Source organism: Haloarchaeobius baliensis, from assembly GCF_052060055.1.
GTDB lineage: Archaea > Halobacteriota > Halobacteria > Halobacteriales > Natrialbaceae > Haloarchaeobius > Haloarchaeobius baliensis.
The window spans coordinates 1,114,148-1,139,677 of record NZ_JBPPFR010000002.1 but is presented as its reverse complement, the minus strand read 5'-3'; the positions used below and the strand labels follow the sequence as shown (position 1 = coordinate 1,139,677).

The following is a 25,530-nucleotide window of genomic DNA, read 5'->3' as shown; positions in this document are numbered from 1 at the left end:
GCCTGTCGGCACTGGCGACCGGGAGCACCTCCGCAATCCCAAGCCATCGAAGTCGATGGCGAGTCAGATTTGCGGCCGTGCTGTTCCCGAGGGTGCGTTTCGGCGTCGCGAGTAAAAGGATTGCTACTCGCGTCCGCGTGCGAGCGCCCCACTCCCCGGCGGAGATTCGAGGGGTTTATCAATACCTGGTGGTCTACGTTGTAATGCCTTCGCGGGCTTGTAGATCAGCGGTAGATCACTCCCTTGGCATGGGAGAGGCCCCGGGTTCAAATCCCGGCAAGTCCATTCCTGCTGCTCACAACATCCCAGTGAGTTCTATCTGTTAAACCGCGATTCTCCGACTCCGTGAGCCGTCGCATCGTCAGGCACCGGTTGCTACCCGAACGCGGTACGTCTCGACCATTCCAGACCGGGTGAAAACCGGTCCGAGTGAGGAGACTCAGTTGCGTCAACTACCAGCAGGGGAAGAAGGGGCCGTCGTCGATCAGGAGCGGCCGATGGTACCCTGGCATCTGCTAGCTTTAAGCGCGAGAGAGTCGTACATAATTGATGGTGTAGAACATGACGTATCTGCTTGCGAAAGCACCCGTGGAGAGCTTCGAGGAGTGGAAATCGGCGTTCGATAGCTTCGACCCCTTCCGCACCGAGCACGGACAGCAAGGCTACCAGGTCTTCCAGAGTGCCGAGGAGCCGAACGAGGTCGTCGTCCTCTTCGAGTGGGACGACGACCCGCTCTCGTTCTTCCGGTCCGACGAGATGCGCGAGCGGATGGCACAGGCAGGTGTGAAGGGGCAACCGGACATGACGGCCCTGAACTTCGTCGAGCAGAAGTCGGCCTCCAGACCGTCCGCGTGAGCAACCCGCTCGCAGACCGAACACTCGGTTTCTGGCTGTGAACGTCGTCCGATGGAGCGATGCGTCTCGAGCACCGAAACGGAGTATCTGATGTGGCTTTCACCTGTATATTCGATTTGGCCTCCAGCCCTGGTCAGCGGGTGCTCGGACGCAGTAGCCACGCTCCGGCCCCTCATACTGTCGGTGACCCGGGGACGGGTGCAGTGCGTTCCGTTCTATGACACCGTCGCATAGGCGAAAAGTATACTCCGCCACGACACGCCATTCGATTCATGGGCGGTCAGACGGAGCGCATCGCACTCGACCTCCACGTACACAGCGAGGCATCCTACGACGGCCACGAACCGGTGGAGCTCGTCCTCGAGCACGCCGCCGACATCGGTCTCGACGGCGTCGTCATCACCGACCACGACCGCATCGAGGCGTCCCGCGAGGCCGCGCGGCTCGCCCCCGAGTTCGGTCTCGTCGGCATCCCCGGCGTGGAGGTCTCGACCGAGCACGGCCACCTCCTCGCCATCGGTGTCGAAGAACGGCCTCCGGCGGGGAAGCCATTCGCCGAGACGGTCGAACGCACCCGCGATCTCGGTGGTGCGGCGGTCGTGCCCCACCCGTTCCAGCGCACCCGCCACGGCGTCCGGAAGCGCAACGTCGTCGACTGCGACGCCATCGAGACGTACAACTCGATGCTGTTCACCGGCTACCAGAACCGGCGCGCGAGACGGTTCGCCCGGGCACGCGACTACGCCGAGGTCGGCGGCAGCGACGCACATCACCTGATGAACGTCGGTCGTGCCGTGACCATCATCGATCTCGACGACCCCGTCGACCGGGTCAGCGACGTCGCCGTCGCTCAGGTCGTGGACGCGCTCCGTGCTGGCCGGACCCGCGTCCACGGGATGCGGACGCCCGTCCACCGGAGCACCATCCAGTACGGCGTCGGTGCCAGCCGGAAGGTGACCTACCTTGTCACGTCACGGCTCCCGTACGTCCGGCCGCGTCCCCGTGCCGTCGCGGAGTTCATGGCGGACAACTGAGACAGTACCGCCCCCCGTTCCCGCGCGGTTTCGTTCGACTGCTTCACCGCCACCCCCGCCAGCGATTGCTGGGATTTATAACCGATAGCGAATAAATTTTAGACAACTACGATGAGAATATATACTGTCGTCGTGCTCCTGCTGACACAGGCCGTCCTCCCCGGCGCAGTCGCCGCAGCGGACGACGAACCGAGCCCTGATATCTCGTTGCCGAACGAGGCGCCTCTGGCCGAGGCGGGCCTGGACCAGCGTGTCCCGGTCGGCCGGACCGTCCTCCTCGACGGACGTGGGTCCCGCGACCCCGACGGAACCATCACCGCCTTCGAGTGGACGGTCACCAGCCCCGACGGGTCGGAGGAGACACCGGACTGCTCGACGTGCGCGCGAACCTCGTTCTCGCCGAATCAGACCGGCACGTACGAGATCAGCCTCACCGTCACCGACGACGACGGAGCGAGCACCTCGGACTCGCTGTTCGTCGAGGTGACGGCCGGAAGCGGCCCCACGGTGTCGCTCTCGGGGCCAGCGACAACCACGCCTGGAGTCGCGACCGAGTTCGTCGCCGAGGCTCGAGCAGGAAGCACCGAACTCGACCGCATCGAGTGGCGCGTCGACGGTACGGTCGTTGCGACCCGGGCCCTCGACGGCGCAGCTTCGAATGCGACACTGGAAGGGTCCTTCCCCAGCACCGGTGTCTCCACCGTCTCGGCACGCGTCTTCGACGCCTCGAACCGAACCGCCTCTGACACACGTCCCATCTCGGTCACCGGCGGCGGCGGCCCACCGGGAAACGGATCCACGCCGAACCGGAGCGTCCCGGTCCTCCCAGGCCCCGGTAACCCCGGCGGTCCTGGGAACCCCGGTGGACCCGGTGGGCCCGGAAACGGCGGGGGCGGCGGAAACGCCTCTATGCTCGCGGACCAGTACGAGCCAGTCGTCCGCGGCCCACAGGTCGTGACCGGCTCGCGACCGCTCGGTGCATCCTACCACCTCGGCAGTCCACCACCAGCTGCAGCACTGCAGCGTGTCGTCTGGTTCCGCGGCTCCGGCCGGTTCGACTCGGGTGACTCGACCAGTCTCGACTGGGCACCCGGCGACCACCGCTTGTTCGCCATCGTCGACTACGCCGACGGGTCGAGCGACGTGGTGACATTCTCGAACGGGCGGACCCGCGTCGCCGCTGACCCACAGCCCTCGCTCGCCCTCCCCGAACTACACACCGACGGACGCATCAGCGGGAGCTTCACCGCCGGCGACGAGTACGGCAACCTCGTCGACGTCGTCGTGGAGATCGACGGAGAGACCGTCTACGAGCGCCACGCAAGCCGCGCCGGGAGCCGACCCACGCTCGGTAGCCGCGTCGAGTCAGAGTTCGCGCTCGCCGACATCGAACCGAACTCCACCCACGAGGTCGTCGTCCGTGCTACAGACGGTCGCGGACAGACTGCGACGCTACGGCGCGACGCCGTGTCGTCCGGTGAGATCGAGGTCGTGAGAGCTGGCTTCGTGAACACCCCCGTCGACTCGTACCACGAACAACTGGACCCCGAGCGGTACACGGCGCATCACGTGATCGAGGTGCGGTTGAATGGAAACCCAGCAAACAGTGTAAATATCCAGCATCGAAATAATACTCCAGGTTTGATTCGAGTGTCAGAATCCGAGTGGACTAGAGAAATCACAGATAATGGTCAGATCCTCAGGGTCCATTCCTACTGGGCTGCGAATACTCCTGACCGATATGAAATAGATGCAATGTTAACTGATGGTCAAGGGAATCGAAATCACTATATATCGAATTTTGTCGTCTCTCCGAGCGATCCTGAATTGGTGCTAACAACTATAACTGCGGGTACGGAACCGCGAGTAGGAGACTGGGGTTTTGTAGTCGATGGAACCCGATCTTTCGACCCTGATGGAACACAATTATTGTTCTCTTGGACTGGAAATGTGAGGCCAGTAGCGGGAGATGAAAGAGTTGGCTGGTTGCGTTCCCGACAGAATAACGATTTAGAAGTTCAAGACAATAATCAGGGACGTAGTGCCCAAAGATGTTGTTTCCTCCAATTCTTTGCACCGCAGATCGAATCTGTGGAACAGATGGATGAGGGTCCCTTCAACGCCACGGACACGGTCAGTTTCGAGGTACGTTCGGACGACTGGGCCTTCACGAAGACATTGGACAGCTACGGTGTGGAACTGTCGTACGGTTCGGAGTCGAGGTACGTTAGCATAGTAGAGGACGAACGGGTCTCACAGGGGTATGATACCGGGGCCAGTGGCTCGGAACAGCGTCAGGAGTTTCAGCGTGCCAGTATCGAGGTGCAGGCAGCCGCCCTATCAGAAGACACCCCACAGCCGACTGTGGCCATATATAACGAGGAGCATCCGGACCGGATTCGGTACAACGTTACCCTCCCGACAGTTCAGGTGAATAATCAGACGACGACCGAACAGTTCCGGGAGAACGTCAGTATCGAGAGCATAGCCTACGTGGTATCCAGGGAGAACGGAACCAGGCAGGCCGTCGCTTCGGACCGTGATGAACTGCAGGTGTATCTCCGGAACGGGTACGAGATCGTCGAGCAGAGCTCCCAGACGACGGGTGTGGTACTCGAGCGGAGAACCGAGCACGGGGAGAAAGAATCTGCACGGATCTCGTTCGGGTCTGCGCAAGATCGAGCGACGTATCTCAGGAATAATCCTAACGCACGGGCTGCTGGTTCACGAGTTCAGACGGGTATGCAGACGCGTACTGAATTCGTGTGGCGAGATCAGCGGTCGGGCAGTGGGACGTTCACCGGAGAGACCAGACAACGAACAATTCCTGCGCAAACACGCACCCTCCAGGAGTATCAGACACAGGTTCGTCGCACTCGAACAGTCACCGAAACGGTACGAAAGCCATATGAACGAACGATCGAGAGAACCGTCGAACGGACGGTCACCCGGTGCAATCGTATCATCGGGTGTTACGAGGCCACTGTCACCGAGACCGTCACTGAGACAGTCACGGAGCACCGCGAGGTCACGAGAACGAGGGAGGAGGTATGGTGGGAACGGTCGACCTACTGGAGTACGCATCCACACTCGGCTGGCGACTCGGCAACCGGCCGCACGAGGCAGGTTGTCGTACGGGAGTCTCGGCAGGTAGAGCAGTACCAGTTCGCCATCCAGACTCACGAGCAGGTCACCCGAGAGACCTTCTTCGCGATTCGGAGCCAGTCCGAAACCGTCGCGGAGTGGGAGCGGTACCGAACCGTCGAGAACCAGATGGACGCCCGGAAGCTCGCCAGGCAGGAGGGAATCAGAATTGGTGAGGTGAATCAGCAACAGTCGTGGGTGGTCGCAACTGACGGTGCGACGACCGAGGTTGTCTCGGAGTACGAAGATCCGTCCAACGTGGTGGAGACGATTGCCATTGTTACCGGTGAGGTGAAAGAAAGAAGATTTAATCCGGTATCTGGCGGTACTGAAATAGTCATGGTTGGAATGTTTCGTGAGGAAGTGGATAGAGAAGGACTAGTCCCCCGAGCTGCAATCCTGGGTGCTGGTGGTAATCGTTCAGATTGCGTGCCGAGGTGTGGCTGGCAATGAGAATCTCTCTCTGCTGCTCTTTATTATTTATAGCACTACTGTTCAGTGGTGTAGTCGTTGCGGAAGACCTTGGTGCAAGCCCACAAAGCAATGCAGATAATCACACAGTCACACTCAGCTATGAAAACATATCATATATAGCTACATACTACGAGGAGAATAAGACATTAAGAGTGGTCGCAACAAATACTGGCAGCCCTCCAAAGATAACAAGCCTAAATATCGATATGGGTATAGCCAATATTGAGAGTTCGTTTCCGGAAGTAAGTATTGGTGAAACGGTAGTAAGGGAGTATAACGTCTCCAGATATATATCAGCAAGGAGGACAATGCATACAATTAGTATTGGGACATTCGGCGACCACAGAGAGATACAATTCGAGTTATCTGTAAACTCTTCCTCTACCAATGGAGTTCCACTTCCTGAAATTCAGAACGTCGAAGTTACCCATACAACAATTGACGGAGAAGAGACCACCGCCGTTCGGATCACCGTTAGAAATGAAGCCCGCATCCAGTACACCCCGAGAATTCGAGTAACGACACTCGAAACAAACTCGAACTCACAAACCGCCCGAGTCCCCCTCAACGAGAGTCGGCGCACCATCCTCGTCCCCCTCAACGAAGAACCAGAGATGATCGTCGCAGGCGAGGTCCGTCTCTACACCGGCTGGGTACACAACGAGTCCAGGATCGCAGATCAGGTCGAGTTCGAGGGGACGGTAGACGGTGGAACCGAGGTCTGGGACCGCGAGTTCGAACCGATCCAGATCGACTACGCGAACCGGGACGTCGACGAGTACCAGTACGAGAACGCGACGGTCGCGGCGAAGAACGAGGAGATCTGGCGCGAGCGGTTGAAGCCGGTCGCGGCGGTCGCGGGCGTGATGCTGGTCGGGATTCTGCTCGTCGTCTCTCTCCTCTCACGGCGGCGGTAGTCAGAGCTGTTGGCGAACGAGCCGTGCGATCTCGTCGACGTCGTACTCGTCCTCGGACTTGTCGAAGACGGGCTGGCCGTCGACGCTGACGGTGAAGACGCCGTGGTCGCCGGTCCGGAGGGTGACTGTATCGAGCTGTTCGCCGAAGCTCGACAGGAGGACGTGCTGGACGTCTTCGGCGCGGTTGAGGAAGCCACACGGGACGCAGTACTCGATTTCGACGTCGGTCATGAGCGGGGGTTCGGTGCGCTGGTGGAAAAGCGACGGGGTTGGGTACGGTCAGTCGGCGTTGTAGGTCTCCGCCAGCGCATCGAGTGCCTCGTGGTGTTCGGTGGTGTGGGGTGCGGTGAGCGGCGAGACGCTGACGTGGCCGTCGACGACGGCACGGCGGTCGGTTCCGTCGGGGTCGGGGACGTCGCCGGCGGCCATGCGCTCCCAGACGCGGTCGTGGAGGGAGGCGATGCCGTTGTCGACGGTCGCGTCCATGTCGTACATGTGGGAGGGCCGGGTGATCTCGATCTCGCCGGTGCAGTGCTCCGGGACGGGGGCGTTGAGGTTGAGGTAGTCAGCGTGGTCGAACACACCGGCTCCGAAGGCGTGCTTCACGAGGTAGGTGGTGGCACGGGTCGCCTCTCGGTACTTCGCTTTCGGTACATCGACGTCCGCCCACTCGCGGTCGTCGTCGGGGTCGAGAGGGACGTACAGGGAGGCAGCGATGGCGGGAACGCCGAAGAAGGCGGCTTCGACGGCGGCGCTGACGGTGCCGGAGCGGCCGAGGACGTAGTGGCCGAGGTTCGCGCCCTTGTTGCAACCGGAGACGACGAGGTCGGGGTTCGGGCAGAGTGCCTGGAGGCCGGCGACGACGCAGTCCGCCGGGGTGCCCTCGATGGCGTAGCCGAGTTCGTGTTCGGCGATGTCGACCCTGCTCGAGATAGCGCGGCCGACGGCGCTCTGGTCGGTGGCGGGTGCGACGGCGGTGACGTCGCCGAGCTCCGAGAGCGAGTCGTGGAGGGCTCTGAACCCGGGGCTCTCGATGCCGTCGTCGTTGGTGAGGAGGATGTCGAGGTCGTCGTCCATGCCCGGTGGCTCGGAGTGGGTGGGCAAAAGGCCACCGTTCGGGGAACTCCCGGGCCAGTATCTGTGGCGCTGACAGTGGGTCAGTCGGCGTTCGTCGGCCGCAATCCGCCGGTGTCGGGGGCTCGCTCTTCGGGCGAGAGGTAGCACTGTGGATCGGGTGCGAACGGGTCGTCGTGGACGGCGAGCGAGCGGAGCGGCGAACCACCCTTGCAGATGTCGGCGTACTGGCAGTCGGTACAGCGTCCCTGGAGCCTGTTCTCGCGGGAGCGAAGGGCGTTCACGAGCGGGTTCGAGTCGTCCTCCCAGATGTCACCGAAGGCACGGTCGCGGACGTTGCCGAGGCTGTAGGACTGCCAGAACTGGTTGAGGTGGACGTTGCCCTGGTAGTCGATGTCGGCGACGCGCTCGCCGGCGGGGTCGCCGCCGTTGGTCTCGAGGTATCGCCGGACCGTCCGGGCGTGGTCCTCGCCCATCTCGCGGCGGGCGTACTCTGTGATGTAGCCGGCGTCGGCGTAGTTCCCGACGAGCAAGGTCTCGATCTCGTGGCCGTCGTCGTGGTAGGCTCGCGTGAGGTCACAGACCTCGCGGACGGCCTCTCGGCGTGCTGCCGTCGAGAGGTCGGTGTCCGAGATGTCGGCGCCGCGGCCACCGTAGGCGAGGTGGTAGAAGCAGAAGCGGTCGAGCCCGGTGTCGGCGAGCAGGTCGACGATGTCGCGGAGGTCGTCGCGGTTGTGCTGGGTGATGGTGTACCGGAGGCCGGTCTTCAGTCCGGCGTCGAGGCAGTGCTCGATGCCGCGTACTGCGGCGTCGAACGCGCCGTCCTTCCCGCGGAAGTGGTCGTTCGTCTCGGCCATGCCGTCGACGGAGATGCCGGCGTAGGCGAGCCCGGCGTCGGCGAGTTCCTCGGCGCGTTCGTCGGTGATGAGCGTCCCGTTGGTCGAGAGGACGGGCCGGAGGCCCACGTGGGCGGCGTAGTCGACGAGTTCGACGAGGTCGGGTCTGACGAGTGGTTCTCCACCGGAGAACAGGACGACGGGCACGCCGTACTCCGCGAGGTCGTCAAGCAGGCGTTTCCCCTCACGGGTCGAGAACTCGCCGTCGGCCCCGCTGTCGCAGGCACTCGCGTAGCAGTGCTCGCAGTAGAGGTTGCAGCCACGGGTCGTGTTCCAGACGACGACGGGTCGACGCTGTTTCTCGTCGGAGATCTGTTCCTTGTCCGATTCGTCGGCTGCGTCGTACCGGAGGCCGTCGCCCTCGGCGTCGAGCCCACACAGTAGCTTCGAGACGGATATCATGATTCTGGTGTTCAGTCGTCGGCGGGGGTCGCGGCCTCGTCGAGCGTCGAGGGGGTGAACCGGTGCACCGCGTCCGCAGGACAGAGCCAGAGGTCGTCCGCGGTGAACGAGAACAGCGTCGCGGCCTGCTCGTAGGCGATGTCCCAGCTGTCGGCCGTGACGCTTCCGACGTGCTGCATGGGCCCGGTGCTGGTCTCCCGGACGAAGACCTCCCACTCCGTACCGTCGGTCGCGCGTGGTGCATCGCTGACGCGTCGTCTATCCTCCACTGGCATATCCGGCGGTTCGGGGGCCCCCCAAAAGGCAGTCTCGCAGATTTTCAGCGGGTGGGAATGGGGGTGAGGATGTTCGGGACCGGAAGGCGGGTCGGCGCTCTCAGGGGAGGTGGGCCGGCGCTCTCAGACCGGTTTCGGGATGCGGTCGACGACTGTCTCCTCGTCGACGACGAGGTTGTACGCCTCCTCGTCGTCGTTCCAGAGGGCGAGCACGCCGTCGAAGGCGAGGAGGTCGCCGTAGTCGGCGGCGGCGAGGTCGGCGTTGCCGGCGGTCTCGCGGACGAGGACGGCGTAGTTGTCCTCGCGTTCGGAGCCGTCACCGATCTTGAACAGCGGGTTCGCAGCGGGGTCGTCGGGCGAGAGGTCGTGCGAGAGTTTCACCGCGAGCAGGTCGATGCGGTTCGAGACGTGCCCGTCCATGTCGGCCATCTTCGCGTAGGCGTTCGGCGACGGCGTCACGTCGAGGAGGCGTTCGTCGTCGTGACGCAGGATGGTGTAGGAGAACTGCACGTCGACGTTGACGAACTCGCCGTCGGCCGGCTCGCGGTCGGCGTCCGTGTCCGCGTCTTCGCCCCGGGTCTCGTCGAGTCGGCGCTGGAAGGCGGGCACTGCGAGGTCGGGTCGCACGTCGAACGACCAGCCGCGGTCCGTCGGGGCCTCGGTCGGCCAGAGGCGGACGGTGGGAGCGTAGACGGTCGGACTGTCGTCGCTCCCGTCGTCGGCGACCGTACGCTCCAGGTCGCGGAGCCCGATGCTCGTGTTGCGGTCAGCTGGAGCGAGAGCGACGAGCGAGCCGTCGGTGGCGACGTGGTCGAGGTAGTGCCGGAGCACGGTCTCGGGGTCGTCGAGCTCGTTGAGGACGTTCGCGAACAGGACGAGGTCGTACTCGCCCGCGGGCTCGAACGTCTCGGCTGTGCTCTCGTGGACTGTCGTGTGGAAGTTCGGCCCTGTCTGTGCGAGCAGCGCCTCGAGCACCTCGGTGGCGGCGCTGGGCTCGACGGCGTGGTAGTCGACGAGCGCGTCGTCGGGCAGGTAGTCGTGGATGCCGAGTGCGGGACCACCGACGCCCGCCCCGACGTCGAGGATTCGGAGCTCGCGGGGCAACAGGCGTTTGGCGACGAGGTCGTTCAGGACGTACTGGACCGCGGCGTAGAAGTCCGGCAGGTGGTAGATGGCGTAGCCGAGCGCGACGTCCGCATCGTACTCGACCTGCCGTCGCTGGTAGTAGTCGTCCTTGAGGCGGCGGATGGTCCGCCGGAGTACGTCGCCGGAGTCACCGGTCGCCCACTCGTAGCCGTAGCGGTCCATGAGCAGCTCGTCGAGGGCGCCGGCGTAGGTCTCGGGGAGCGACTCGACCACGCCGACCCCCTCCTCGACCGGTCGTTCCGAAACCGGGACGAAGGTGCCGTCCTCGCGTTCGACGAGTCCGAGCTCGACGGCCTCCTCGCGGAGCACCTGTTCGACCACGGCGGGATGGGGCTGGCCGGTGACGTACTCGCAGATCTCGTCGGGGTCGATGGGCCGGACGTTCCGGAGGTACTTCGCGTTGGAGACGACGCCCTCCCTGTCGACCATCGTCAGGCACCCCCCGGGCCGTCCTCGCTGGCCCCGTCGCCGTCGTCGTCCGTCCCGTCCCGCAGTCGTTCGTACAGTCGCTCGAACGCCTCGCGGTCCGCGCCGGCGATTCGGTCGGCGGCCGTGGCTAGCTCCTCGGCACCGTCGAACCGTGACTGGATGTCGGCGTAGACGTGCGCGTCACCGTCGGTCACCCGGTCGACGAGCGCCTGCAGATCGGCGGAGACGGGCGTGTGGAACCTGTCGTCGACTGTTTCGGCGGTCAGGCCGAACGCGAGGACGGCAGCGTGGGCGCTCGCCTGGATGGTCTCCATCGCCTCGTCGTGTTCGTCGGCCGTCGTGTCGAAGACCTCGTTGCCGGCGTCGGCGAGGGCGGCCTTGAGCCAGTCGACCGCCGGACCAGGTTCGTCGGTGACGACGGCGATCCGCCCCGGCGCGCTCGACGGCGCGAACAGCGGGTGGAGGCTCAGCCGTTCGCGGTCGGGTGCGTGCTCCCGCATCGCCGCGAGTGGGGTCGCCATCTCACCGGTCACGTCGACGACCGCGCATTCGGCGCGGCCGGCCTGTGCGGCGATGGCTTCGGCGACGGCCGGCATCGGAACGGCGAGACAGACCACGTCGTAGGTATCCGTACCGTCGAGCTCGGCCGTCGTGCCGTCGACGGCCGCCGCAGCCTGGCGTGCGGCCGCCGGGTCGGTGTCGGCGAAGGCGACTGGGCCATCGAGTACGTCGGCTAGCCAGCGGCCCATGGAGCCGGCCCCGACGACGAGTGTTCGCATCGCTACGGGGTAGCGAACCGGCGTTCAAAAGGGGTTCGGTCGGCCTCAGAAGAAGCCCGCGTAGTAGAACAGGCCGATGGTCAGCACGACGAGCAGACCGATGGTTATCATCAGCCAGTTGAACGCGCCCTCGGGGCTCATGGCGGAGAGATTCATAATCCAGAGTTCCCCGAGCGACATTTTAAAGCTGTTTATCCGGATTCGTAGGCGTCAGTCGACGACGAGGTCGACCGGGTAGTCGACGAGGTTCTCGTAGCCGTCCTCGGTGACAACGACGATGTCCTCGATCCGGACGCCGCCGACGTCCGGGTCGTAGAGGCCGGGCTCGATGGTGATGATGTGTCCCGCCTGCAGCTCCTCGCCGTCGCGGGAGACCGCGGGGCCCTCGTGGACGTCCAGCCCGACGCCGTGGCCGGTCGAGTGGATGAATCCGGTCTCGGTGCCGGGGTCCGTGAAGATGGTCGGATAGCCGGCGTCCTGGTAGACGTCGACGACCGCCTGGTTCACGGCGTCACCCGTCGCCCCCGCCTCGACCACCTCGAGCGCCGCCTTCCGGGCCTCGTCGGTGACCTCGTACCACTCTCGCTGTGTGTCCGATGGCTCGCCCTTCAGGAACGTCCGGGTCATGTCGGAGTGGTACTTCGTCGCCTTGTCCTTCGGGAAGATGTCGACGATGACGAACTCGTTCGCTCGAATGGGGCCGCTGCCGCGGTCGTGGGGGTCTGCGGCGTCCGCGCCGCAGGCGACGATGGTCTCGTCGAGCGCGCAGTCGTGCCGGAGCAGGCTGATCTCGATCTCCTGCTTCACGAACTCGCAGGTGAGCACCTCGCCGTCGGGTCGGTTGAGGACGCCGTCCTCGTCGACGGTCGCCTCGGCGATGAGCTCCTCGGCCCGGGCCATCGCGGCCTCGTTCGCGCGCTGTGCCGTCCGGACGTTGTCGACCTCCTCCTCGGTCTTCACCGCACGGATGTCGCCGACGACTCCCTCGTCGTCCGGCACGACGGCGATCTCCTGATTCCGGAGGCCGTCCGCGGTCCCGACCGGGAAGTCCCGACCGACGGCAACGGATTCGCAGCCGAGGTCCGCGAGGAACTCCGCCTGCACGAGCTCCGTCGCCCTCTCGGGGCTGTGCTCGCGTCGCTTCTCCTGCAGGCCGTAGTCGGTGAGTCGTTCGACCCGGTCGAGACGGCCGTCCTTCTTCGCGCGACCGTACTCCAGCGAGGAGACGAGTGCCGCCGTCTCGTCGGGTGTGTAGACCGCGAAGAACGGGTCCGGCGCCCCGAAACCGGTCAGGTAGTAGCAGTCGGAGTTCGACTCGTCGTCGTAGAACGCGTAGCCGTCGAGGCCCTCCTCGTCGAGGAACTCGTCCAGTGCGGAGAGATCCGGGTCCATACCGCGACTCTCCCGCGCGGCCAGTAAAAACGGTCCGGTTGGGGAACCGACGACCGGCTCCACCGGGGCCGCCTCCCTATCCGAGCACCGCCACGTCGACCCGGTGCGGTCCATCCCGCATCGACAGGTCGACCGACTCGACCAGATGTTCCCTGACGGCCTCGCGCCACTCCTCGACGGCTTCGACGTGGCGTTCGTGGTGTGCATCGACGTCGTACTCGCCTTCCGGCTCCGTATCCACCGCTCGCGGGTACGCCGGGACCGAGTCCTCGACCAGCCGGTCCGGCGGGATATGGACGGCCCCGGTCTCCGCGTCGGTCCCGTCGGTGTCGCCTCCGGGCCCGACACGGTGGATTCTGGCGCGCATCCGGCCGGTGAACGGTGGCGTTACCCGGAGCACCGTCTCCGAGCCCTGCTCGCTCGCCTCCAGCGCCGCGACCACGTCGCCGGCGTGGATCGCCAGCGACCGGATCACCGTCGGGTCGGCCTCGTCGCTCACGTCTCCACACTGGCCGGCGGCGGACTTGAGTACGTCGCCGACGGGAATCTCACCGCTGTCGGTACGCTCATGGCGCGACCGCCCCACGACCGGGTATGGACGTCTCGATCTCGCCCTCGACGGTCCACGGACCCGCCAGGGCACCGCCCTCGAAGAGCTACACGCACCGGGCAATCCTCGCCGCGGGCTACGCCGGTGGCGCCGTCGTGACGGACCCGCTGCTCAGCGCCGACACACGGGCGACGGCCCGGGCCGTTGCGGCCTTCGGCGGGTCGGTCGCGGTCGCCGCCGACGAGAGCCGGCTCGATGTCGACGGATTCGACGGGGAACCCGGCGTCCCCGACGACGTCATCGACTGCGCCAACAGCGGCACCACGATGCGGCTCGTCACGGCCGCCGCGGGGCTGGTCGACGGGACGACGGTCCTGACCGGCGACGAGTCGCTCCGCTCCCGTCCACAGGGACCGCTCCTCGACGCCCTCTCTGCGCTCGGCGCACGCGCCGAGAGCACCCGCGGCAACGGACAGGCGCCACTGGTCGTCACTGGACCCATCACCGGAGGCACCGTCTCCATCCCTGGCGACGTGTCGTCGCAGTACGTCACGGCCCTGCTCATGGCCGGTGCGAACACCGACGAGGGGATCCGGGTCGAGCTGGAGACCGAGCTGAAGTCCGCCCCGTACGTCGACATCACGCTCGACGTGCTGGACGCCTTCGGGGTCGACGCCGAGCGAACCGAGACCGGGTTCCTGGTCGACGGTGGCCAGCGGTACGACGCCGGCGAGGCGTACGCCGTGCCGGGCGATTTCTCCTCGCTCTCGTACCTGCTCGCGGCTGGGGCTGTCGCGGCACCGGATGGACTCACCATCGACGGGGCAGTGCCGAGCGCGCAGGGTGACACCGCCATCGTCGACATCGTCGACCGCATGGGCGGGACGGTCGACTGGGACCGCGAGGCCGGGAGCATCGAGGTGTCGCAGTCGTCGCTGTCCGGCATCACGGTCGATGTGGCCGACACACCCGACCTCCTGCCGACCATCGCCACGCTCGGCGCCGTCGCCGACGGCGAGACCCGCATCGAGAACGTGGAGCACGTCCGCTACAAGGAGACGGACCGCGTGAGTGCGATGGCCGAGGAGCTGACGAAGCTCGGCGCGAGCGTCACCGAGTACGAGGACGAGCTGGTCGTCCACGGCGACGAGAGCGAGCTGGTCGGGGCACGCGTCGACGGCCGGAAGGACCACCGCATCGTGATGGCCCTGTCGGTCGCCGGACTCGTCGCCGACGGCGAGACGACGGTCGAGGGGGGCGAGCACGTCGACGTCTCGTTCCCGGACTTCTTCGACGTGCTCGAAGCGCTCGGCGCGACCGTGGCACGCTGACCTGTAGGACCGGATACTCTTTTTACGAGCAGGTGTTCGTCGAGGTATGCTTCGGACGGATGTCGCCGCGTCGCTCCGTGACGGGTTCGAGGACGACGGCTACCTCTCTCCCGACTACGATGGCTACTGCTTCGCCAACCTGCCGGGGTCGGTCGCGTCGGTGCTGGATGCCGACGCCGGCCGCTCGCTCCCGGCGGACACCTTCGACAGCATCGATACAGACGGCATCGAGACGGTGCTCGTCGTGCTCGTCGACGGCTTCGGCTGGACGCAGTGGCGTCGCGAGCGCGGGCACCACGCCTTCCTCGACCGGCTCAGCGACGCGGCGCGGGTGACGCCGCTCACCTCCGTCTACCCGAGCGAGACCGCCGCGGCCATCACGACGTTCCACACGGGTGCGCTGCCCGCCGAGCACGGCGTCGTCGGCTGGAACGTCCACGACCCGGCGTTCGGAGAGACGTTCGAGGCGCTCCCGTTCCTGACCAAGGACGGCGCAGCACCCACTGGACTCGACGAGGACGAGGTGTTCGACGCCGACGCGATCTACCCGGCGCTGGCCGAGCAGGGCGTCGAAGCACACCACGTCGTTCCCTTCGACGAGACGTACGAGGGGGCGACGGCGCACACCTACGGTGCGCTGGACGAGCTGCCAGCGCGGCTCCGGGCCGCGCTCGACGCCGCCGACGGTCGCTCGTACTGCTTCTGCTACGTCCCACACGTCGACCACGAAGGACATCGAACGGGGACGCGCTCGGACGCCTACCGCGACACCGTCGCAGAGGTGTTCGACGTGCTGGAGCGGTCGCTCGCCGGGCTCGACGACGCGACGCGCGAGGAGACGCTCTTGCTGGTGACGGCCGACCACGGGCACGTCGACACGGATCCCGAACGCAACGTGAACCTCGACGCGGATGCGGAGCTGGTCGACGCGCTGGAGCGCGACGGGGAGGGCGAGCCCATCCGCTTCGCGGGCAGCCCGCGCAACGTCCAGCTTCACTTGCAACGGGGGCGTGTTGACGCCACGGCCGACAGACTGTCCGCGTCGCTCGACGCGCGCGTCCTCCCCCAGCACGAGGTGCTGGAGCAGGAGCTGTTCGGCGACGTGGAGCCGTCGGAGACGTTCCTGCGTCGGATGGGTGACGTGACGCTGACTCACCGCGAACTGGGGGCGTGGTGGGGCGACCACGAGGCCGAGGAGCTGTCGCTCGTCGGGATGCACGGGGGGCTGCATCCAGAGGAGATGCTGACGGCGGTCGCGGCGGTTCGACTGTCCGAGTTCTCCTGACGCCGTTCTCGTGACCCCGGGCAGGTCCTGGGGGCTGACAGGCGACGCTCGCTTCTTCCCTGCGCGGTGCGTCGCACGACCGCTGGACGCGCAGGGGTGCCGGTCAGGTCACGTCCGGTCTGGTCCCGGTATCCTACTTCAACGGTCAGTTCTGGCGCGGTCTAGAACACCTAAATCCCCACGTCACCGAGACGGGGACATGAACGGCAATCGCTTCGGTCGTCTGTTCCAGATGACCACGTTCGGGGAGAGCCACGGGGAGGCCATGGGCGTGACAGTCTCGGGCTGCCCCGCCGGTCTCGAACTCGAGGAGTCCGACGTACAGGCGGAGCTGGACCGACGCAAGCCGGGTCAGTCCCACATCACCACGAGCCGCGGCGAGCCGGACGCCGTCTCCATCAAGTCCGGCGTGCAGGACGGCTACACCACCGGGACGCCCATCGGGATGGTCATCGAGAACAAGGACGCGCGGTCGGGCAAGTACGAGCCGTTCATCACGGCCCCGCGCCCGAGCCACGGCGACTTCACCTACTCCGCGAAGTTCGGCACCCGGAACTGGGGCGGTGGCGGCCGCTCGTCGGCCCGCGAGACGGTGAACTGGGTCGCGGCCGGTGCCGTCGCGAAGAAGATCCTCGCGACCGAGGACGTCGAGGTCCGGGCGCACGTCAACCAGATCGGCGACATCGAGGCCCCGGAGGTGTCGTGGGAGGAGCTGGGCGAACACACCGAGGAGAACGAGGTGCGCTGTGCACACCCAGAAACGGCCGCGGAGATGCGGGACCTGATCGACGAGTACCAGGAGGCGGGCGACTCCATCGGCGGCAGCGTCTACTTCGAGACGCGCGGCGTTCCGCGCGGGCTCGGTGCGCCGCGGTTCGACGGCGTGCCGTCGCGGCTCGGCCAGGCGTTCATGTCCATCCCGGCGACGACCGCCTTCGAGTTCGGACTCGGGAAGGAGGCCCGCGAGGTCGCCGGCATCGACCGCAACGAGGACTGGGAGTTCGACGAGGACGGCGACCCCGTCCCGGTCGGCAACGACCACGGGGGGCTGCAGGGCGGCATCACGACCGGCGAGCCAATCTACGGCGAGATAACGTGGCACGCTCCGACGTCGATTCCGAAGGAGCAGACCACGGTCGACTGGGAGACCGGCGAGGAGAAGCAGGTGCAGGTCATCGGGCGGCACGACCCCGTGCTGCCACCGCGTGCGGTGCCCGTCGTCGAGGCGATGCTCGCCTGCACCATCCTCGACTTCATGCTCCTCGGTGGTCGCATCAACCCGGACCGGCTGGACGGCCAGCCCGGGGAGTACGACACGGACTACCACCCGAGCCAGCCCGAGTAGCGGCCCGAGGCCGGAGGAGAGTGGCTCAGTCGAGGAGGCCCATATCCTTCGCGACGAGGTCGTTCAGCTGGTCGAGCACGTCTGGATCGACCTGTGCGCCCGGCTCGCCGTCGTGGAGCTGGTCGTTGTGCCGGGCGACCGCGTCCTCGACCTCCGCGAAGGGAACGGCGGTCCGGGTGTCACAGTCCTCGCAGACGACCGGGATGTCCGGGAGCTCGTCGTCGTCGTTCGTCATGTCCGAATCGACGCTGTTCCGGATTAAAATTCGTGCGGTTCGACGGTCCGCTCGGGCCGTCGACGGCGGTGCCGTCGGTCTGTCACGATTAATCCATGCTAATGTATAGCAAAGGCTTTAGTCCAACTCCATCCAATCCCCTAATACACTGGCCTTACAGGGGGCCGTGATTACTGAGCATGACTGATGACGAACTTATCTGGCGGATCGCAGGCGGTTCCGGAGACGGAATCGACTCGACGAGCCAGAACTTCGCGAAGGCCCTGATGCGGTCGGGGCTCGACATCTTCACACACCGCCACTACCCATCTCGAATCCGTGGCGGCCACACGTACGTGGAGATTCGGGCCGCAGGGCACGAGGTACAGTCCCGCGGTGACGGCTACAACTTCCTGCTCGCGCTGGGCGACTCGTTCGCCCGGAACCCGAAGGAGGAGGCCGTCTACGGCGACGAGGAGATCAAACCGCTCTCGGAGAACCTCGACGAACTCCGCGAGGGCGGGGTCATCGTCTACGACTCCGGGCTGCTGGAGGAGGACGACGTGGCCGAGCTGAACCTCGAGGAGCGTGCCGAGGAGAACGACTGGCACGTCTTCCCCATCGACCTCCGCGGGATGGCCAAGGAGCACGGCCGCGAGGTCATGCGGAACACGGCCGGCGTCGGCGTCACCGCCGCGCTGCTGGAGATGGACCTCGACCACATCGAGGACCTGATGACCGACGCGATGTCCGGCGACGTCCTCGAGGCCAACCTCTCCATCCTTCGCGAGGCCTACGAGATGGCCAACGAGGAGTACGAGTTCGAGCACGACGTGCGTGCCCCCACCGGCGAGCACGACGAGGAACAGGTGCTCGTCTCCGGCTCGAACGCCATCGCCTACGGCGCCATCGACGAGGGCTGCCGGTTCATCGCCGGCTACCCGATGACGCCGTGGACCGACGTGTTCACCATCATGTCCCAGAACCTGCCGCACATGGGCGGTATCTCCGAGCAGGTCGAGGACGAGATCGCGGCGGCCGCACTCGCCGTCGGTGCGAGTCACGCCGGCGCGAAGGCGATGTCCGGCTCGTCGGGCGGCGGCTTCGCACTGATGTCCGAGCCGCTCGGCCTCGCCGAGATGACCGAGACGCCGCTCGTGCTCGTCGAGTCCATGCGGGCCGGTCCGTCGACCGGGATGCCGACGAAGCCCGAGCAGGCCGACCTCGAGCACGTCCTCTACACCTCCCAGGGTGACTCCCAGCGCGTCGTCTTCGCGCCGGGCAACATCGAGGAGGCGTACGACCAGACCCGGATGGCGTTCCACATCGCCTACGAGTACCAGATTCCGACCATCGTCATCTACGACCAGAAGCTCTCCGGCGAGAACAAGAACGTCGACGAGAGCTTCTTCGACCGCGAGCCGAACCCGTCGCTCGGCTCGACGCTCACGGAGGCGGAGCTGGAGGACGCCGCCCACGAGGCCGCGGGCAAGTTCATGCGCTTCCAGAGCGACCCCGAGGAGACCGAGAACGGCGTCAGCCCGCGCTCCCTGCCGGGACAGAAGGGCGGCCGCTACCTCGCGTCGGGGAACGAGCACTGGCCGTCGGGCCACATCGCCGAGGACCCGGACAACCGCGTCCTCCAGATGGACCGCCGGACGCGCAAGATAGAGTCCATCCGCACGGAGCTCGACGAGGAGCACGACTCCCAGCAGACGTACTTCGGCGACGACGCTGCGGACCTCGGTATCATCACCTGGGGCTCCCAGCAGGGCACCGTCGAGGAGGCCGTCGAGCGCCTCAACGACGGCGGTCACTCCGTCAAGGGCATCGGCGTCTCCGACATGATGCCGTTCCCCGAGGACGAGATGACCGAGTTCCTGGAGAGCGTCGACGAGGCGCTCGTCGTCGAGATGAACGCGTCGGCGCAGTTCCGCGGCCTGCTCCAGAAGGAGCTCGGTCGGTTCGGGCCGAAGCTCACCTCGATGCTCAAGTACAACGGGAACCCGTTCGAGCCCGGCGAAATCGTCGAGGGCTTCGAGATCCGCCTCGGTGGCGACTCCCAGGAACCGACAGCACAGGTGCGGTTCGAACCAGCAGCAGGTGATTAGACCATGAGTGCATTCAACGCGATCGGAGAAGAGCGAGAGATCGACCGGGACGAGTTCACCCCCGGCAACGAGCCCCAGCCGACCTGGTGTCCGGGCTGTGGTGACTTCGGCGTCCTGAAGGCGCTGAAGCAGGCACTGCCCGAGGTCGGCCGGAACCCGGAGGAGGTCCTGACCGTCACCGGCATCGGCTGTTCCGGCAAACTGAACAGCTACCTCGACAGCTACGGCTTCCACACAATCCACGGCCGTTCGCTGCCCGTCGCCCGGGCCGCGAAGCTGGCCAACCCGGAGCTGGAGGTCGTCGCCGCCGGCGGCGACGGTGACGGCTACGGCATCGGCGGGAACCACTTCATGCACACCGCCCGGGAGAACCACGACATGACCTACATCGTGTTCAACAACGAGGTCTTCGGCCTGACGAAGGGCCAGACCTCGCCCACCTCCCCGAAGGGCCACAAGTCGAAGACGCAGCCGTCGGGCAGCGCCAAGACGCCGCTCCGCCCGCTGTCGATGTCGCTGAACGCCGGCGCCGGCTACGTCGCCCGCACGGCCGCCGTCAACCCGAACCAGGCCAAGGAGATCATCAAGGAGGCCATCGAGTACGACGGCTTCGCGCACATCGACTTCCTCACCCAGTGTCCGACCTGGAACAAGGACGCCAAGCAGTACGTCCCGTACATCGACATCCAGGACTCCGACGACTACGAGCACGACATCAACGACCGGGAGGAGGCCGCCCGGATGATGTTCGAGACGGAGAACAAGCTCTACGAGGGCGAGGTGCTCACCGGTCGCTACTACGTCGACGACGAGAGCCCGTCCTACCAGCAGGAGAAGCAGGCCATCGGCGAGATGCCGGAGGAGCCGCTCGTCGAGCGGTACTTCGACGACGACTACGAGTGGGAGCGGAGCTACGACCTGCTCGAGCGCCACAAGTAGTCCAGTCGCCCGGTTCTCGCCGTCTCTGCGTGGCGACTTTGCGAACCATCCGTCCGGTTTTCGGATTCATAACTTATTTTTCCGCCGACGCAAACTCTACTGTATGAGCACCGAATCGACGGCCGACCGTATCCTCTCTGTGCTGGAGGAAGACGCGCAGGCCTCCTACGCCGAGATCGCCGAACGAGCCGAGGTGTCGAAGCCGACCGTCCGGAAGTACATCAGCCAGCTCGAGGAGGACGGCGTCATCGTCGGCTACTCCGCAGACGTGGACCCGAAGAAGCTCTCCAGCCAGACGATCGCGTTGGTCGGCATCGACGTCGCCTCGGAGCGCTACGTCGAGGCGACGCGGGCGCTGAAGGCGCTCGATGCGGTGGAGTCGCTGTACACCTCCAGCGGTGACCACATGCTGATGGCGGAGGTGCGCGCGGCCGACGGCGACGCACTCGGCGACATCATCCACGACGAGGTCCTCTCCATCGATGGCGTCACCGCCGCGCACCCCTCGTTCCTGCAGGAACGCCTGAAGTAGCGCCCGACGAAGCGCTCCCGGTCTGAGGCCGTCGGTGCCGCCACCCGGTTCCTTTTGCACTCGGATTCCCTACACGTACGCATGCCTGTCTACTCGCGTCGCACCGTCGTCGACGCCCCGTTCGGGACGGTCTGGGACTTCCACTCCGACGTCTCGGGGCTGGAGGCACTCACCCCGGGGTTCGCGAACCTCCGCGTCGAGTCGGTCCGCGGGCCGGACGGCGAACCCGACCCCGACGTGCTGGAGACCGGCTCGGAGATCTGCATGTCGATGCGGCCGTTCGGCGTCGGGCCGACCCAGCGCTGGACCTCCGTCATCACGGACAGACAGGAGGACGCCGGGGCGGCGCTGTTCCGGGACGAGATGCGCGACGGCCCGTTCCCCCACTGGGAGCACACGCACAGCTTCTACGCGGCTGGCGACCGCACCGTCGTCGACGACCGCGTCGAGTACCGGCTCCCGCCCGCCGGGCTCGGCGACCTCGTCGGCCCGTTCGGCTGGGTCGGCTTCGAGCCGATGTTCCGGTACCGCCACCGGCGCACGAAGGAGCTCCTGGAGAGCTGAGAGACCCACCCAGCTCACCGCCTCGGGTAGCTTTAACCGCCTCCCGAACGTCTTCTGATACAGTATGACACACGTCGTAGTCGTCGGCGGCGGAGCCGCTGGCCTGTCCGCCGCACTGTTCACCGCGAAGAACGGGCTCGAGACCACCGTCTACGACACGGACGGCACGTGGCTGCACAAGGCGCACCTGTTCAACTACCTCGGCATCGAGTCGAAGGACGGCACCGAGTTCGTCGAGGACGCCCGCGAGCAGGTCGACGAGTTCGGCGTCGAGCGCCACCAGGGCGTCGAGGTGACGGACGTCGCGGACACGGGCGAGGGCTTCACCGTGACGACAGAGGACGGCGAGGTCGACGCGGACTACGTCGTCCTCGCGACCGGCGCGAAGCGGGACCTCGCCGAGGACCTTGGCTGTGCGTTCACCGACGAGGACGTGGTCGACGTGGACGTGACGATGGAGACCAGCGTCGGCGACTGCTACGCCACGGGCGCGATGGTCCGCGCCGAGGAGTGGCAGGCCATCATCTCCGCGGGCGACGGCGCGGCCGCCGCGCTGAACATCCTCTCGAAGGAGAAGGGCGAGCACTTCCACGACTTCGACACGCCCGCCGACGCGGAGTAGGCCGGCCGGGGACCGCTGTCCAGCCCGGGCTCCCGCGTCGCCGCTACCGGAATCTCCTTGACCTGGCTCTCCGGATGGCCTGACGTGTCGGCCACAGTCCGCGAGTACGTCGGCTCCCGCCCGGTCGTCGGGCTCGCCGTCGCCGTCGCCGCCGTCAGCACGAGCGCGCCGCTCGTCGAGCTGTCGGCCGCTCCGAGTTCGGTGAAGGCGTTCTACCGCGTGCTGTTCATGACCTGTCTGGTCGCGCCCGTCGCGCTTCGGCGGTCGCCCGGCGACTTCCGGCGCATCACCTCGCGGGACCTGCGGCTGGCGGTCGTCGCGGGCGTGGCCCTCGCCGCGCACTTCGCACTGTGGTTCGCGAGCATCGACCTGACGACCATCGCCGCGAGCGCGACGCTCGTCCAGACCCAGCCGCTGTTCGTCGCCGTCGGCGCGTGGCTGTTCCTGCGGGACAGGGTCACCCGCCGGACGGTCGCGGGCATCGTCGTCGCCGTCTTCGGGGCGGCGCTCATCGGACTCGACGCGGGCGAGAGCACGACCGCGACGGACCCGCTGCTCGGGAACGTGCTCGCCGTCGTCGCCGCCGCGATGGCCGCAAGCTACGTGCTCGCCGGGCGGTCGCTCCGGCAGCGTATCCGGCTGTTCCCGTACGTCACCGTCGTCTACGGGGCCTGTACCGTGGTGCTGTTCCTGACCGTTCTCGTCGAGGGGCACGCCCTGCTCGACTACCCGCCGCGGGAGTACGCGCTGTTCCTCGCGATGGCCGTCGGGCCGGGCATCTTCGGGCACACCGTCATCAACTGGCTGCTCGACCGGGTGGAGTCGGCCGTCGTCAGCGTCTCGTTGCTGGGCGAACCCCTCGGTGCGGCCCTCCTCGCGCTGGCGCTGTTCGGCGAGGTACCGGGCGTCCTCACCGTCGTCGGCGGGGTCGTCGCACTCGTCGGCATCGGCGTCACGGTGTGGACGCGGGAGCGCGACGAGGATGGCCAGGGGTGAGACGGGTGTCGGGGACGCGGGGAGACGATTGTCGGGGGGTGCAGGGAGGACGGCTCGACCATGTGGCGCTCGGGACCCGCCGTCATCCCCACACACACCACTGTTGCACGTGATGCAAGTGAATCCCCGCTCTCGGGACGTCAGTCCACGTAGCTGGGCCGTTCCTCGTACTCGATGGGGTCGCGTTCGCCCAGCCGCTGGAACGCCTGCAGCCGGAACGCGCAGGCGTCGCAGGTGCCACAGGCCGGCTCGTCCGCCCGATAGCACGACCAGGTGAGCTCGTACGGCACGCCGAGTTCGAGGCCGCGCTCGGCGATGTCGGTCTTCGACCACTCGACGAACGGGGCCTCGATGGTGATGTCGGTCTCGGGCTTCGTGCCCACGTCGACGACGGTCTGGAAGGCGTCGAAGAACGCCGGTCGGCAGTCGGGATAGCCCGAGAAGTCCTCGCTGTGGGCCCCGATGAAGATGGCGTCGCAGTCGCGGGCCTCGGCGTAGGAGACGGCCATCGAGAGCAGGTTCGCGTTCCGGAACGGGACGTACGACGAGGGGACCGCGTCGGCGTCGAGGTCGGCGTCCTCGACCGCCATCCCGTCGTCGGTCAGCGAGGAGCCGCCGATGGCCTGGAGGTGACCGGTCTCGACGTGGAGGAAGTCCACGACCGCGTCGAGCTCCGTCGAGAGCGACTCGGCGCACTCGAACTCTCGATGCTGGGTGTTCTGACCGTAGCTCGTGTGCAACAGACACAGCTCGTAGCCCCGGTCGGCCGCGAGGGAGGCCGCGGTCGCGGAGTCCATCCCGCCCGAGGCGAGTATCACGGCGCGCCGCTGGCCGGTCTGCTCGTCGCCGGCGGTCGATTCGTCGGTGTCCTGTGCGTCGCTCGAGTCGTTGCTGTCGTCGGTCATGTGTTCGGTGAAGGGGGTCACGTCTCGGGGGCGTCGTTCCAGAGGTCCACGTGCAGCCGCGGCGTGTATCGGTAGCCGTGTTCCATCGCCAGTTCGGCGACGCGACCGCGAGTCTCGGCCAGCCGGTCGCGCGTCGCGCCCTCGGGCATAAGCAGCACGTCCTCGTCGTGGATTGGGACCCAGGCGTGGTCGCGGAGCCGGGCGAGCAGGGCCTCGACCTCGCGGACGTCGGCCCCGTCCGAGACGACGAACTTCAGCTGGTGGTCGTAGTCGGCGACGAGTCGCGAGAGGACCTCGAGGTCGAGACGGTCGCGTTCGTGGCGTTCGGCCCACTCGCCCTCGCCGGCGGGGTCGCGCCCCGGCGTCGGCGTGCTGTTCGACAGTTTCGGGGAGATGGAGGCGAGGTCGATGGGCACGTCGCGGTGGATGGTGCCGTTGGTCTCGACGGTGGTGTGGTAGCCACGTGCGTCGAGCTCGCAGAGCAGGTCGACGACCGCCTCGTGGAGCAGGGGCTCGCCGCCCGTCACGACGACGTGGTCCGCCCGGTCGTACTCGCCGACCGCCTCGAGTACCTCCTCCACGTCCATCCAGGCGTGCGTGGGTTCCCACGAGGTGTGATAGGAGTCACAGAACCAGCATCGCAGGTTGCAGCCGCTGGTGCGGACGAACACGCTCGGGACGCCCGCGAGGCCGCCCTCGCCCTGGAGCGAGTAGAACAGCTCGTTGACGGGGAGGTCGCCGTCGCCGTCGTCCGGCCGTGTCACGTCGCTGCTGACGGGCATCTCAGAAGCCGCCACCGCACAGCTCCGACGTCTCGGCGACCTGCACCGCCACGTCGCTCACGGTGTCGGGGAGGTGTTCTTCGAGTTCGGCCTCGAAGTACGCGCTCATCACCTCGGCCGTCGGGGGGTGGTCGAGGACGACGACACCGTCGCCGTCGCCGGTCGACTCGAACGCCTCGACGAGCGGGTCGCCCGCCTCCAGCAGGAACCGGTGGTCGAACGTCTCGAGCACGTCGGTCACGTCACCCTTGTCGACGACCCAGCCCTCGTCGGTGAGCGTCCCGGTCAGGCGGACGGTGACCTCGTAGTTGTGCCCGTGCGGTCGCGAACACTTCCCGTCGTGGTGCAGGAGACGGTGGCCGGCACTGAGACGGATGGGCCGGTCGCGCCCGACGTACAGTGTGCGCTCGGTGTCGTCGAGCGCGACGCCGTCTCGGTCGCGTTCGAGGGCTACTCCAGTCATACACGAGTATTCTCAGAGGAATACTTGAATGTGCCGAACGGGCTGCTGCCGCGTGGAATTGACCACCGATGGCG

The 25,530-nt window shown here is 66.4% G+C and carries 25 protein-coding genes and 1 tRNA gene; 14 read left to right on the top strand and 12 right to left on the bottom strand.

Annotated features, from left to right (window positions below):
- Positions 1-213: 213 nt before the first annotated feature.
- From ACSG06_RS16610 to ACSG06_RS16590, 5 genes are all read left to right on the top strand, one after another.
- A tRNA-Ala gene (locus ACSG06_RS16610) sits at positions 214-285 on the top strand.
- Between the two features lie 276 nt (positions 286-561).
- Positions 562-855: an antibiotic biosynthesis monooxygenase gene (locus tag ACSG06_RS16605; protein ID WP_440991384.1), complete on the top strand. Its 294-nt coding sequence runs from the start codon at positions 562-564 to the stop codon at positions 853-855.
- Between the two features lie 272 nt (positions 856-1,127).
- The gene (locus tag ACSG06_RS16600; RefSeq protein ID WP_440991383.1) at positions 1,128-1,889 is read left to right on the top strand and encodes a CehA/McbA family metallohydrolase; all 762 of its coding nucleotides are present in this window, start codon (positions 1,128-1,130) and stop codon (positions 1,887-1,889) included.
- 132 nt (positions 1,890-2,021) lie between these two features.
- Positions 2,022-5,486 (top strand): PKD domain-containing protein, encoded by a 3,465-nt coding sequence (locus ACSG06_RS16595; protein ID WP_440991382.1) that lies wholly within the window; start codon positions 2,022-2,024, stop codon positions 5,484-5,486.
- Positions 5,483-6,424, top strand: a complete 942-nt coding sequence (locus ACSG06_RS16590) for a hypothetical protein (protein ID WP_440991381.1) — start codon at positions 5,483-5,485, stop codon at positions 6,422-6,424. The genes ACSG06_RS16595 and ACSG06_RS16590 overlap by 4 nt, the downstream gene beginning before the upstream one ends.
- On the opposite strand, the gene ACSG06_RS16585 is transcribed toward ACSG06_RS16590, so the two are convergent.
- From ACSG06_RS16585 to ACSG06_RS16550, 8 genes are all read right to left on the bottom strand, one after another.
- Positions 6,425-6,655, bottom strand: a complete 231-nt coding sequence (locus ACSG06_RS16585) for an Rdx family protein (protein ID WP_440991380.1) — start codon at positions 6,653-6,655, stop codon at positions 6,425-6,427. It lies immediately after the preceding gene.
- A gap of 48 nt (positions 6,656-6,703) precedes the next feature.
- Positions 6,704-7,501: a 5'/3'-nucleotidase SurE gene (gene surE, locus ACSG06_RS16580; protein WP_440991379.1), complete on the bottom strand. Its 798-nt coding sequence runs from the start codon at positions 7,499-7,501 to the stop codon at positions 6,704-6,706.
- A gap of 80 nt (positions 7,502-7,581) precedes the next feature.
- Positions 7,582-8,796 (bottom strand): TIGR04347 family pseudo-SAM/SPASM protein, encoded by a 1,215-nt coding sequence (locus ACSG06_RS16575; protein ID WP_440991378.1) that lies wholly within the window; start codon positions 8,794-8,796, stop codon positions 7,582-7,584.
- A gap of 11 nt (positions 8,797-8,807) precedes the next feature.
- Positions 8,808-9,071 (bottom strand): Htur_1727 family rSAM-partnered candidate RiPP, encoded by a 264-nt coding sequence (locus ACSG06_RS16570; protein ID WP_440991377.1) that lies wholly within the window; start codon positions 9,069-9,071, stop codon positions 8,808-8,810.
- 123 nt (positions 9,072-9,194) lie between these two features.
- A complete protein-coding gene (locus tag ACSG06_RS16565; RefSeq protein ID WP_440991376.1) occupies positions 9,195-10,646 on the bottom strand; it encodes a small ribosomal subunit Rsm22 family protein in 1,452 nt (483 codons plus the stop codon).
- A gap of 2 nt (positions 10,647-10,648) precedes the next feature.
- Positions 10,649-11,425 (bottom strand): prephenate dehydrogenase, encoded by a 777-nt coding sequence (locus ACSG06_RS16560; protein WP_440991375.1) that lies wholly within the window; start codon positions 11,423-11,425, stop codon positions 10,649-10,651.
- A gap of 210 nt (positions 11,426-11,635) precedes the next feature.
- A complete protein-coding gene (locus ACSG06_RS16555) occupies positions 11,636-12,817 on the bottom strand; it encodes a M24 family metallopeptidase (RefSeq protein WP_440991374.1) in 1,182 nt (393 codons plus the stop codon).
- A 76-nt stretch (positions 12,818-12,893) separates the two neighbouring features.
- The gene (locus ACSG06_RS16550) at positions 12,894-13,316 is read right to left on the bottom strand and encodes a DUF8009 family protein (RefSeq protein ID WP_440991373.1); all 423 of its coding nucleotides are present in this window, start codon (positions 13,314-13,316) and stop codon (positions 12,894-12,896) included.
- 95 nt (positions 13,317-13,411) lie between these two features.
- Between ACSG06_RS16550 and aroA the strand changes: the two genes are divergently transcribed.
- From aroA to aroC, 3 genes are all read left to right on the top strand, one after another.
- A complete protein-coding gene (gene aroA / locus ACSG06_RS16545) occupies positions 13,412-14,698 on the top strand; it encodes a 3-phosphoshikimate 1-carboxyvinyltransferase (RefSeq protein WP_440991372.1) in 1,287 nt (428 codons plus the stop codon).
- 46 nt (positions 14,699-14,744) lie between these two features.
- Positions 14,745-15,983 (top strand): alkaline phosphatase family protein, encoded by a 1,239-nt coding sequence (locus ACSG06_RS16540; protein WP_440991371.1) that lies wholly within the window; start codon positions 14,745-14,747, stop codon positions 15,981-15,983.
- Between the two features lie 199 nt (positions 15,984-16,182).
- Positions 16,183-17,328, top strand: coding sequence for a chorismate synthase (gene aroC / locus ACSG06_RS16535; RefSeq protein WP_440991370.1), 1,146 nt, complete (start codon positions 16,183-16,185; stop codon positions 17,326-17,328).
- 25 nt (positions 17,329-17,353) lie between these two features.
- Here aroC and ACSG06_RS16530 read toward each other — a convergent pair whose 3' ends face one another.
- A complete protein-coding gene (locus tag ACSG06_RS16530; RefSeq protein ID WP_440991369.1) occupies positions 17,354-17,563 on the bottom strand; it encodes a DUF8149 family protein in 210 nt (69 codons plus the stop codon).
- A gap of 179 nt (positions 17,564-17,742) precedes the next feature.
- Between ACSG06_RS16530 and ACSG06_RS16525 the strand changes: the two genes are divergently transcribed.
- The 6 genes from ACSG06_RS16525 to ACSG06_RS16500 all read left to right on the top strand — a co-directional run bounded on the left by ACSG06_RS16525 (position 17,743) and on the right by ACSG06_RS16500 (position 23,306).
- The gene (locus tag ACSG06_RS16525; protein WP_440991368.1) at positions 17,743-19,653 is read left to right on the top strand and encodes a 2-oxoacid:acceptor oxidoreductase subunit alpha; all 1,911 of its coding nucleotides are present in this window, start codon (positions 17,743-17,745) and stop codon (positions 19,651-19,653) included.
- Positions 19,654-19,656: 3 nt separating this feature from the next.
- Entirely contained in the window at positions 19,657-20,592 is a 936-nt protein-coding gene (locus tag ACSG06_RS16520; protein ID WP_440991367.1) for a thiamine pyrophosphate-dependent enzyme, read from the top strand.
- A 103-nt stretch (positions 20,593-20,695) separates the two neighbouring features.
- Complete coding sequence (gene lrpA1, locus ACSG06_RS16515) at positions 20,696-21,124, top strand: HTH-type transcriptional regulator LrpA1 (RefSeq protein ID WP_440991366.1); 429 nt, start codon at positions 20,696-20,698, stop codon at positions 21,122-21,124.
- Between the two features lie 81 nt (positions 21,125-21,205).
- Positions 21,206-21,688 (top strand): SRPBCC family protein, encoded by a 483-nt coding sequence (locus ACSG06_RS16510; RefSeq protein ID WP_440991365.1) that lies wholly within the window; start codon positions 21,206-21,208, stop codon positions 21,686-21,688.
- Between the two features lie 64 nt (positions 21,689-21,752).
- Positions 21,753-22,310 (top strand): FAD-dependent oxidoreductase, encoded by a 558-nt coding sequence (locus ACSG06_RS16505; protein ID WP_440991364.1) that lies wholly within the window; start codon positions 21,753-21,755, stop codon positions 22,308-22,310.
- An 84-nt stretch (positions 22,311-22,394) separates the two neighbouring features.
- The gene (locus ACSG06_RS16500; protein ID WP_440991363.1) at positions 22,395-23,306 is read left to right on the top strand and encodes a DMT family transporter; all 912 of its coding nucleotides are present in this window, start codon (positions 22,395-22,397) and stop codon (positions 23,304-23,306) included.
- A 140-nt stretch (positions 23,307-23,446) separates the two neighbouring features.
- Here ACSG06_RS16500 and queC read toward each other — a convergent pair whose 3' ends face one another.
- The 3 genes from queC to ACSG06_RS16485 are packed head-to-tail and all read right to left on the bottom strand — an operon-like array spanning position 23,447 to position 25,456.
- Entirely contained in the window at positions 23,447-24,211 is a 765-nt protein-coding gene (gene queC, locus ACSG06_RS16495) for a 7-cyano-7-deazaguanine synthase QueC (protein WP_440991445.1), read from the bottom strand.
- Positions 24,212-24,228: 17 nt separating this feature from the next.
- Positions 24,229-24,993 carry a 7-carboxy-7-deazaguanine synthase QueE gene (locus ACSG06_RS16490; RefSeq protein WP_440991362.1) on the bottom strand — a complete coding sequence of 255 codons (765 nt, stop codon included), beginning with the start codon at positions 24,991-24,993 and terminating at the stop codon, positions 24,229-24,231.
- Position 24,994: 1 nt separating this feature from the next.
- The gene (locus ACSG06_RS16485) at positions 24,995-25,456 is read right to left on the bottom strand and encodes a 6-pyruvoyl trahydropterin synthase family protein (protein WP_440991361.1); all 462 of its coding nucleotides are present in this window, start codon (positions 25,454-25,456) and stop codon (positions 24,995-24,997) included.
- Positions 25,457-25,530: the final 74 nt, after the last annotated feature.